Origin of the sequence: Micromonospora foliorum (genome assembly GCF_022229015.1) — a bacterium.
Classification (GTDB): domain Bacteria; phylum Actinomycetota; class Actinomycetes; order Mycobacteriales; family Micromonosporaceae; genus Micromonospora; species Micromonospora foliorum.
On record NZ_JAKKFF010000579.1, the window covers coordinates 1 to 9,388 of the forward strand.

A 9,388-nucleotide genomic window follows, 5' to 3' on the forward strand; every position below is an offset into this window, starting at 1 on the left:
CGTGCAGCAGCGCGCGCAGGGTGGCCAGGTCGCGGCGCAGGGCCGCGTCGAGCAGCAGGGTACGCAGCAGCCGGCCGGACGGCACCGGCCCGGAAAGCGCCTCGGCGTCCCGGTAGGCGGCCTCCCGGCTGGCGAACGGCGCGACGTCCGGCGTCGTCGCGTCGACGGCCGGGATGAGCCCCCAGCGCCAGCCGGACGGGCCGTGCAGCACCTCCAGCACGCCGATCCCGGGTCGACCGGTCTGCACGAGCGCCACCGGCAGGTCCGGGTCGACGGTCGGCGTGATCGGGTCCGTGGGGTCGGCGGGCCGGTGGGCGAGCGTCAGCCAGCCCGGTGCGAGGTCGGCGGCGCGCCCGGCGTGCAGCGCGTCCACCGCCAGCCGGGCCGGGTCCTGGAGCACGGTGGCGCTGGTGAAACCCCCGGCGCAGGCGCCGTGCAGCACCGCGTCGAACAGGCCGGAGCCCGCGTCCCGGTCGAGGTGGTCGGCGTCCAGCAGCGCCGTCGGGGTGCTGACATCGGGGTACGCGGCCCAGCACGCGGCCGGTCGCAGCCCCGCCGCGTCGAGCCGCTCGCGCAACTGGTCCCGGTTGGCCGGGTGGGCGCGGTCCAGCACGCCGCCGATCACCCAGGCGGAGTCGTCCCGGCTGGCGTACCAGGGGGTGGTGTCGACCAGCCGGTGCAGGCCCAGCGGGTTGTCCAGGCGCAGCAGCAACGCACCACCGGGTCGCACCGCGGCGACGAGTCGGGCCAGCACGCCGTCCCAGCCGAGCCGGGTGCCCTCCACCGACTCCACCGGGTCCAACCCGGCAGCCGCGATCACCACGTCGTACGTCTCGTCGTCGGGCAGCCCGGCCGGGCCACCCACCACCACGTGGGCGGCCCGGTGCGCCAGCGCCACCGCGTCCGGGTGGCTGCGCAGCAGGCAGGTCACCTCGGCGTGGGTGAGCTGGTCGAGCAGCGCCGGGTCGTGTGGACCGGCCAGCAGGACCCGGACGCCGGGCGGCACCAGCCGGGCGGCCAGCGCGGCGAGCGGCCCACCGTCGGCCAGCCGTTCCTGCGGCAGGTCCGACCAGGCCAGCATCTCGCCGCCCGGCAGGGTGATCCGGCCGGCGGGTGCCGTCTCAGTCGTCACGGTCTTCCTCTTCCTCCTGGAGGTTCGCCCAGCCGAGCAGCTCGCGGAGCTCGGCCGGCGTGCAGCGGTGGTCGGTGCCCAGCTCGGCGCGGGCGATCTCGACCGCGGTGGGCAGGTCGACCGTGGTGCCGTGCAGCTGCGGCCACTGCCGCCGGATCCGGGCGGTGCCGCCGAAGGTCGGGTCCTCGTTGGACAGGATCATCGGGTCGCCGTAGACCGCCGGCTCGCACCCCGCCGCGATGCCGTAGAAGATCGCGCTGGTCAGCCGGTTGGACGCTACCCGGCGGTGCCGGCGCAGCTCGGTGAGCTGCCGGTCGAGGAACTCCGGGTCGGTGTCCTTCCACCAGTGCCCGCGGTAGCCGTGGCAGATCACCCGGAACCCGGCGCGCTCGTAGAGCCGGCGCACGTTGCGCATCCGGTACTCGTGCCAGTACAGGCAGACCGTGACCGGGCCGGGCTCGGTGTCCTGGATGAGGGCGATCAGTTTGCGGTGGTCGCCCTTGACGTGTTGCCCCTCCCAGCCGTGGAACGGGTACCAGATGGTGCCCTCCCGCTCCTCGGCCGGTGGTTCCTCGGGTCGCATGGCCAGCAGGTAGCTGAACGGCGCGCCGATGACGACCACGTTGCGTCGCCCCACCGACCAGGCCCGGCGGCGGGTCTGCTCCGACCAGAGCAGGCTGGGGGTGCGCTCGGCGTACGGGTGCCCGGGGGCCAGGCCGTCACCGATGTTCCAGCCGTGCTGCACGTACCCGTTGATCCGTGGTGGGTGCCGGTCACCGAGGCCGGCGTAGCGGGCCAGCACGTGCGCGTGGCCGTAGAAGTGGTTGGCGTGGTGCATCAGGTTCCCATCAGGCGGCGGGACGCACCGAGCCGACCCGCAGCGCGGCGGTCAGCGCGTCGATGACGCGGTCCTGGTCGGCGTCGCTGAGCCCCGGGTAGAGCGGCAGCGACAGCTGCTGGGAGTAGAACGACTCGGCCACCGGGCAGGACCCGCGCCGGTAACCCAGGTCGGCGAAGGCCGGGTGCCAGTGCACCGGAATGTAGTTGACCTGGACCCCGATGCCGGCGGCCCGCATCCGGTCGTACACCTCGCGGCGACGCCCGTCGAGCACCCGGATCGGGTAGAGGTGCCAGGCCGGGTCGGCCCACGACTTGCGGGTCGGCAGCAGCACCCCGTCCAGGTCGGCCAGTGCCTCGTCGTAGCGGGCGACCAGGGCGCTGCGGCGGGCCGTGAACTCGCCGAGCCGGCGCAGTTGGCTGCGACCCAGGGCGCAGAGCACATCGGGCAGCCGGTAGTTCAGCCCGAACTCGTGCACCTCCTGGTGCCAGCCACCCTCGTCCGGGAACCGCAGCTCGTCGCGTTCGCGGACCACGCCGACGCCACGGAACCGGCGGGCCCGCTTCAGGATCTCCGGGTCCAGCGCCGCGACGCCGCCACCCTCGGCGGTGGTCAGGTTCTTCGTGGGGAAGAACGAGAACGTGGTCAGGTCGGCGAGCGAACCGACCGGCCGACCGTGGTACGTCCCGCCGATCGAGTGCGCCGCGTCGGCGAGGAGCAGCGCGTCGCTGCCCTCGACCGACTTGCGCAGCGCGTCGTAGTCGGCCGGGTGGCCGGCGTAGTCGACCGCGGCGACGACCTTCGTCCGCGAGGTGACCGCGGCGGCGGCCGCCGCCGGGTCGAGGCAGAACGTCTCGTCGTCGACGTCGGCGAACACGATCTTCGCGCCGAGGGCGACCGCGCTGCTGGCGGTCGCCACGAACGTCATCGGCGGGACCACCACCTCGTCGCCCGGTCCCACCCCGGCCGCCGCGTACGCCACGTGCAGCGCGGCGGTGCCGTTGGAGACGGCGGCGACACCGACTCCGCCGGTCCACCGGGCGAGGTCGGCCTCGAAGGCGTCGACCTGGGGACCGGTGGTGAGCCAGTCGCCGCGCAGTACGTCGGCGACGGCCGCGATGTCGTCCTCGCTGATCGACTGCCGGCCGTACGGGAGCATCCCCGTCATCCGTTGATGCCGAGCATGTCGCGCAACTGCTCGACGGTGAGCCACTCGTCGTTGGTGTCCGACTGGTAGGCGAAGCCGTCCGGCACCGGGTCGCAGCCGACCGGCGCCTCGTAGCCCCAGGTGGCGATGGTCGGCTGGACGATGAACCGGCCGTCGGCGCGCAGCGTCCGCCGGCTGTCGTCGGGCGCGATCATCTCCTCGTGCAGCTTCTCGCCCGGCCGGATCCCGATCTCGTGGGTGGTGGCGTCCGGGGCCACCGCCTCGACCAGGTCGAGGATGCGCATGCTCGGGATACGCGGCACGAACAGCTCGCCGCCCTGCATCTGGTCGAACGAGTCCATGACGAACTGCACGGCCTGGTCGAGGGTGATCCAGAAGCGGGTCATCCGCTTGTCGGTGATCGGCAGGCTCTTGCCCTCGGCGGCCAGCCGGCGGAACAGCGGGACGACCGAGCCGCGGCTGCCCACCACGTTGCCGTAGCGCACCACGGCGAACCGGGTGGGGTGCTGGGCGGCGTAGTGGTTGGCCGAGACGAACAGCTTGTCGCCGACCAGCTTCGTCGCGCCGTACAGGTTGATCGGGCTGGACGCCTTGTCCGTGGAGAGCGCGATGACCTTCTTGACGCCGGCCTCGATCGCCGCGTCGACGACGTGCTGCGAGCCGGTGATGTTGGTGGCGATGTACTCCGACGGGTTGTACTCCGCGGTGTCCACCTGCTTCAGCGCGGCGGCGTGCACCACGTGGTCCACGCCGTGCATCGCCCGGGTGAGGCGGTGCCGGTCCCGGATGTCGCCGATGAACCAGCGCAGCCGCGGGTCGTCGCCGAGTTGCTGGCGCAGCTCGTACTGCTTGAGCTCGTCGCGGGAGAACACCACCACGCGGGCGGGGTCGGCCTCGTTGAGGATGTGCCGGAGGAACGTCCTGCCGAAGGAACCAGTTCCCCCGGTGATCAGAATGGACGATCCATTCAACTCACTCAATGTGGTGCTCCCGTGTTCGTGGATGAACGAGCGGCCCTGGGCCGGCCGACCGGGGTGACACGCTAGCCATGGCGGGTTAACTCCCCGGCGCTCGCGGGTGAACCGCAACCACTGCTCCCGTGAATGCCGGACACCGCGTAGGCGAACACTTCCGACCGCCCGGAATGTGGGCTGACCTGGCCGGATCGGGCCGCTACAGTGACCGCGCGAACGACCGGCGGCCCTGCGCGCGGCCGGGTCCGGCGTTCACCCGACATCCACACCAGCTCGGCGCGAGCGGGCCACCCGGGCGTCACCGACGCCGGCCGACCAGCCCGTCGGATCGGCGCGGGCCCGGTCCGGCCGGCAATCCTGGAGGCGTTGATGGCACCCGGTAGTGACGTGATCGGACGGCCGGTGGCGGTGGCCGAGACGCCGAGCGGCCCGCCCGCCCGGCGTTGGCTGGTGCCGCTGCTGCTGGTCGTCGGTTGGGTGCTCAGCGTGGCCTGGCGGATGTGGTGGTCCCGGCACATCGTGCTGCCGATCGCGCACACCGACGAGGACAGCTACCTGAACACCGCCCGCGCGCTGGCCGGCGGCCCGGGGGGCTTCAGCAGCGAGAACGACCTGCTGCGCCGGGTCGGCTACCCGATGCTGATCTCGCCGGCGTTCCTCGGGGACCGCGACTTCACCGACAGCTACCGGATCGTCCAGCTGATCAACGCGATGGTGAACTCGGCGCTGCTGCCGCTGGCGTACCTGTTCGGTCGCCGGGTGTTCCAGGTGCGTCGCTCGTACGCGCTGCTCGGCGCGGTCGTGGCGGCGACCCTGCCGGCCACCGCCTTCTACGCGGGTGTCGCCATGATCGACGCGGTGATGGCGCCGCTCGTGGTCGCCTGGCTGCTCGCCGTGCACCGCTGGATCGCCCGGCCGGGCCCGCTCGCGGCCGCCACCGTCGGCCTGCTGGTGGGTGGGTTCCACCTGCTGCACTCCCGCGGCCTGGTGATCGTGGCCGTGCACGCCGGGCTGGTCCTGCTGCTGTTCATCCGCCGCCGGATCAGCCCACCCGTGGTGCTCGCGGCGCTGCTGCCGGTGCTCGCCATGGCGCTCGTCAACGCGGCCGCCATCCGCTACCTCGGCGGCAAGGTCTACCTGCTCGGCAGCACCCCGGACGGCAGCACCTTCGAGGCGATCGCCTCCGCCCGGGGTGTGGCCCGGGTCAGCGCGGCGGTCACCACCCAGCTCTGGTACCTCGTGGTGATCACGTTCGGGACGGCCGGGGTGGCCTGGGCCGGCGCCGTGCGCGAGCTGTGGCGTCCACGGCACGGCGACGCGGTCCGCTGGACGATGGGCGTGGCGCTGGTGGTGACCGTCGGGGTGGCCGGCGGCGCGTCGGTGATCCTGTCCGGCATCACCGGCAAGCCGCTGGACGCGATCTACGGCCGCTACGTGCAGATGCTGGCGCCGTTCTGGCTGCTGGTCGGCCTGGGGGTGTTGTTCACCGCCGAGTGGCGGGTGGTGCTGCGCCGGGCGGCCGTCGCGGTGGCGCTGCTGGTCGGTGGCGGCGCGCTGGTCGCCGCCCGACTCGCGTACGTGGCCAGCCAGGGCCACGAGCTGCGCTACGGCGGTTTCAGCGCGCCGGACCTGGTGGCGTTGACCGGTGGCCTGCGGGAGCTGCGACCGGTGGTCGGGTCACTGGTCGGCATCGCCGGCTGCGCGCTGCTCGTCGCCACGGTCCGGGTGTCCCGCCTGCGGCTGCCGATCCTCGGTGCCCTCGTCGTGGTCAACCTCGTCACCATGCAGGTGATCGACCAACGGATCGTGCGACCGACCGCGGCGAGCACCGCGCCGACGCCCCGGGTGGCCGACGTCGGCGTACGCCCCGGCGAGCGGGTGTGGGCCTCGACCGGCGTGCACTACGTCCTCCGGTTCAACCTCAGCCACCAGGTGACCTGGACCGACGTGCGGTGGTTCGGCGTCGAGCAGCCGCCGGCCGCGGCGCAGGTGGTGTTCGCCCGCTGGGCACCCGGGCAGGCCGACGACTGGGACGGCACCGCGTACGGCTTCGTCCGACTCGGCGGCAACCCGGAGCAGCACTGGGCGGCCTGGCGGCGGGCCTGACCCGCCACGCCCCGGCCGGCACCGCTATTCGTGAACGGCGGATGTCCACCGGGAGCACGGTCGGTTAATGGTTCCGGTCCATTGCGGAAAAGTGTCCGACAATCAGCGCTGACGGCGGTCCGCCCGAGCCAGGGAAATCGGGATGACGGTGATTTCCCGGCCGTCGGACAGCTCCTGTCGCGGGGTGCCCTCGACGAATCGGAACCGCCGGTTCATCTGCCGCACGACGGTATTGTGGCCGAGCACCTCGCCGTCGAGTCGGTCCAGGTGCAGCCCGTCGAAGGCGTACTCGACGGCCTCCCGCATGACCCCCAGCCAGGCGGGCAGGGTCTCGCCCCGCCGGTCCAGCCCGTCGGCGTCCAGATAAAAGCCCCACGCGCCGGTACGGGGGGCATCCAATCGCAGGTCGAAGAAGGTGACCACCCCGCACGGCACCTCGTCGCGGACGTACACCAGCACCCGCCGGGACGGGTCGTCGCGGACCGCCGACCACCACCTGGCGTGCTCCTCGGCGGTGATCTCGTGACTGGTCTTGCTGACCTGTCGATTGGTTTCCTGATTACGCCAGGACAACATCAGATGAACGTCGTCCGCCGTCGCTTCGCGCAGCACGTGCGTCTCGCTTTCCTAGCCGTTCACGTCGGGTTGAGGCACCTTACCCGGGCCTACCGGGAAATCAGATATCCATTCGTTGGGTTGTAGACTGCGGCGCATGAACGAATTGAGTCGCGCGCAGATCCGCGACCTCATGGCTCAGGTGCTGAAGAACCAGGACAAGGAGCTGCCCGCGGACGACGCGGCGCAGTTGCGGGAGATCGGCTTCCGGTCGCTCGACTTCTCCGAGCTGGCCCTGCGGGTGGAGGACGAGACGGGGGAGGAGCTCAACTTCGACGCCCCCGGGCTGCGTCGCATCGCCACCGTCGGGGACGTCCTCGACTTCCTCGTCGAGCTTCAACACCAGTGACCGTCGCGACGTCGCGCCACCCCGCCCCCGCGCACCCCGAGCCGGCCGGTGTCGACAACCGGCTCGTCGTCGGTGGCGCCGCGCTGACCTGGCGTTCGCTGCCGACGCCCACCCTGCCCGACCCGGCGGCGGTGCTCGCCCACTCGGCCGTGCACGCGCTCACCGCGGCGCGGCAGCACGCCGTGCACGGCACCGAGTTGCTGCTCAGCACCGCGAGTCGGGTCGACGCGGTGATGCGTAACGAGCTGTTGGAGGCCGGGTTCACCGTCAGCGTCCTCGACGACGACGGCGTGCACCCGAGCGCACCGGCCCGACCGCGCGCCGCCGAGCCCGGCCGGCTCTGGCTGCTGACCTCGGGTTCCACCGGGCGTCCGAAGCGGGTCGGGCACACCCTCGACACGCTGACCACCGTGCGGGCCGACCAGCCCGACCGGACCTGGCTCTGCCCGTACGCCCCCGGCACGTACGCCTGGTGGCAGGTGGTCACCCTGTCGCTGACCCAGCCCGGTCAGCACCTGGTGGTGGTCGAGCCCGACGAGTTGGACGACTGGCCCTCGGTCGCGGCCGCGCACGGGGTCGACGCGGCCTCCGGCACCCCGACCTTCTGGCGCCGCACCCTCTACCGCGACGCCGACGCGCTGGCCCGGGTGCCGCTGCGCCAGATCACCCTCGGCGGGGAGCCGGTGGACCAGGCGATCCTGGACCAGCTACGGGAGGTCTTCCCGGCGGCCCGGATCTCCTGGATCTACGCGTCCTCCGAGGTGGGGGCGTCCATTGTGGTGCACGACGGGCGGGCCGGGTTCCCGGCCGACTGGCTGGACCGGGAAACCCCGGGCCGGCCGACGCTCTCCGTCCGCGACGACGAGTTGGTGGTCACCTCCCCGTACCACGGGGCCGGTCTCGCCGGCCCGATCCGCACCGGTGACCGGGTGCAGGTGCTCGACGGCCGGGTGCTGATCACCGGCCGACTGGACTCCGACGAGATCAACGTCGGTGGCAGCAAGGTCTCCGCCGGCGTGGTCCGCGGCGTGCTGGCCGGGCACCCGGCGGTGGCCTGGGCCCGGGTGACCGGCCGCCGCGCCCCGGTGCTCGGGCGGATGGTGGTCGCCGAGGTGGTCCTCGCCCCCACCGACCCGGCCTCCGTCGACAGTGGTGTGCCGGACGAGGCCGCGCTGGTCCGCTGGTGCGCCGACCGGCTTCCCGAACACGCGGTGCCGCGCCGCATCCGCGTCCTGACCGACATTCCCGTCAAGGAGACCCTGAAGAGCGATGTCTGAGCCCGCCGACACCCAGCTCGTTCCGCCCAGCTCCGTGGTCCTCGTCTCCGGCGGTTCCCGTGGCCTGGGCCTGGCCATCGTCACCGACCTGCTCGACGCGGGCGTACGCGTGGCCGCGTTCGCCCGCACCATCACACCGGAGTTGGAGAAGCTCGCCGCTGAGCACCCGGACCGGGTGCACGTCGGCTCGGTGGACGTCACCGACCTGCGCGCCGCGCAGAGCTTCGTCCGTGAGGTGGAGCAGCGACTCGGCCCGATCGACGGCATCGTCAACAACGCCGCCATGGGGCAGGACTCCCTGCACGCGCACACCGCCACCGAGGACATCGCCCGGATCATCGAGACCAACCTGACGGCCCCGCTACAGCTGACCCGGCTGGTGATCCGCCGGATGCTCGCCAAGGGGCTGCGCGGGCGGATCGTCAACATCACCTCGATTTGCGGGCAGCGCGGTTTCCCCGGCCTCGTCGCGTACTCGGCCACCAAGGGCGGCATGGACGCCGCCACCCGCTCGCTCGCCCGCGAGCTGGGCGGCCGGATGCTTGTCAACTCGGTCGCGCCCGGCTTCTTCGCCTCGGAGATGTCCGCCGTGCTCGGCCCGACCCAGCTCGACCAGATCGTGCGCCGCACCCCGACCGGTCACCTGACCGAGCCGGTGGAGGTCACCCCGGTCGTGCGGATGCTGCTGCGCGAACACACCAACATCAACGGCCAGGTCATCGTGGTGGACGGTGCCGCCTCCATCTGACCTGCGGCCGGTTCCCCTTCCGGTGCGACCGTCGCGGCACGGCGTCGCCGCCGTGCCGCGTCCGGTGCCGGGGCTGCTCGCCGCCGCCGAGCGGCACCTGCGCATCGGTTCGCCGGCCGCGATGGCCGACGCGGTGACCCGCAGTCACCTCGACGACGGACGGTGTGTCGGGTGGTACGGC

Annotated in this window: 9 protein-coding genes; 4 read left to right on the top strand and 5 right to left on the bottom strand. The window is 72.6% G+C overall.

Annotation, left to right across the window (positions count from 1 at the left end; genetic code table 11):
• The 4 genes from PSH25_RS32700 to pseB all read right to left on the bottom strand — a co-directional run.
• Window positions 1-1,132, bottom strand: a 1,132-nt coding sequence (locus PSH25_RS32700; protein ID WP_502361372.1) for a class I SAM-dependent methyltransferase, incomplete at its 3' end; no start/stop codon positions are given.
• Window positions 1,122-1,970, bottom strand: a complete 849-nt coding sequence (locus PSH25_RS32705; RefSeq protein WP_112585517.1) for a hypothetical protein — start codon at window positions 1,968-1,970, stop codon at window positions 1,122-1,124. The genes PSH25_RS32705 and PSH25_RS32700, both read right to left, overlap by 11 nt.
• 10 nt (window positions 1,971-1,980) lie before the next feature.
• Window positions 1,981-3,138 (bottom strand): DegT/DnrJ/EryC1/StrS family aminotransferase, encoded by a 1,158-nt coding sequence (locus PSH25_RS32710; protein ID WP_238662733.1) that lies wholly within the window; start codon window positions 3,136-3,138, stop codon window positions 1,981-1,983.
• Window positions 3,135-4,118: a UDP-N-acetylglucosamine 4,6-dehydratase (inverting) gene (gene pseB / locus PSH25_RS32715; RefSeq protein ID WP_238662734.1), complete on the bottom strand. Its 984-nt coding sequence runs from the start codon at window positions 4,116-4,118 to the stop codon at window positions 3,135-3,137. Before pseB ends, PSH25_RS32710 begins: the two co-directional genes overlap by 4 nt.
• Window positions 4,119-4,481: 363 nt before the next feature.
• On the opposite strand from pseB, the gene PSH25_RS32720 reads away from it, so the two are divergent.
• Window positions 4,482-6,218: a hypothetical protein gene (locus PSH25_RS32720; RefSeq protein ID WP_238662735.1), complete on the top strand. Its 1,737-nt coding sequence runs from the start codon at window positions 4,482-4,484 to the stop codon at window positions 6,216-6,218.
• Window positions 6,219-6,320: 102 nt separating this feature from the next.
• On the opposite strand, the gene PSH25_RS32725 is transcribed toward PSH25_RS32720, so the two are convergent.
• Window positions 6,321-6,830, bottom strand: coding sequence for a GNAT family N-acetyltransferase (locus tag PSH25_RS32725; protein WP_238662736.1), 510 nt, complete (start codon window positions 6,828-6,830; stop codon window positions 6,321-6,323).
• Between the two features lie 100 nt (window positions 6,831-6,930).
• Here PSH25_RS32725 and PSH25_RS32730 point away from each other — a divergent pair, with 100 nt between their 5' ends.
• From PSH25_RS32730 to PSH25_RS32740, 3 genes are read left to right on the top strand one after another with little or no spacing between them, the layout of a single operon-like run.
• Window positions 6,931-7,182, top strand: coding sequence for an acyl carrier protein (locus PSH25_RS32730; RefSeq protein ID WP_091401397.1), 252 nt, complete (start codon window positions 6,931-6,933; stop codon window positions 7,180-7,182).
• Entirely contained in the window at window positions 7,179-8,459 is a 1,281-nt protein-coding gene (locus PSH25_RS32735; RefSeq protein ID WP_238662737.1) for an AMP-binding protein, read from the top strand. The genes PSH25_RS32730 and PSH25_RS32735 overlap by 4 nt, the downstream gene beginning before the upstream one ends.
• Window positions 8,452-9,207: an SDR family NAD(P)-dependent oxidoreductase gene (locus PSH25_RS32740; RefSeq protein ID WP_238662738.1), complete on the top strand. Its 756-nt coding sequence runs from the start codon at window positions 8,452-8,454 to the stop codon at window positions 9,205-9,207. The genes PSH25_RS32735 and PSH25_RS32740 overlap by 8 nt, the downstream gene beginning before the upstream one ends.
• The last annotated feature ends 181 nt before the right edge of the window (window positions 9,208-9,388 follow it).

Excerpts from the sequence above, each read along its gene's own strand:
- PSH25_RS32705 (WP_112585517.1), bottom strand. The coding sequence starts at position 1,970 with ATGCACCACGCCAACCACTTCTACGGCCACGCGCACGTGCTGGCCCGC.
- PSH25_RS32710 (WP_238662733.1), bottom strand. The coding sequence starts at position 3,138 with ATGACGGGGATGCTCCCGTACGGCCGGCAGTCGATCAGCGAGGACGAC.
- PSH25_RS32740 (WP_238662738.1), top strand. The coding sequence starts at position 8,452 with ATGTCTGAGCCCGCCGACACCCAGCTCGTTCCGCCCAGCTCCGTGGTC.
- PSH25_RS32730 (WP_091401397.1), top strand. The coding sequence starts at position 6,931 with ATGAACGAATTGAGTCGCGCGCAGATCCGCGACCTCATGGCTCAGGTG.
- PSH25_RS32720 (WP_238662735.1), top strand. The coding sequence starts at position 4,482 with ATGGCACCCGGTAGTGACGTGATCGGACGGCCGGTGGCGGTGGCCGAG.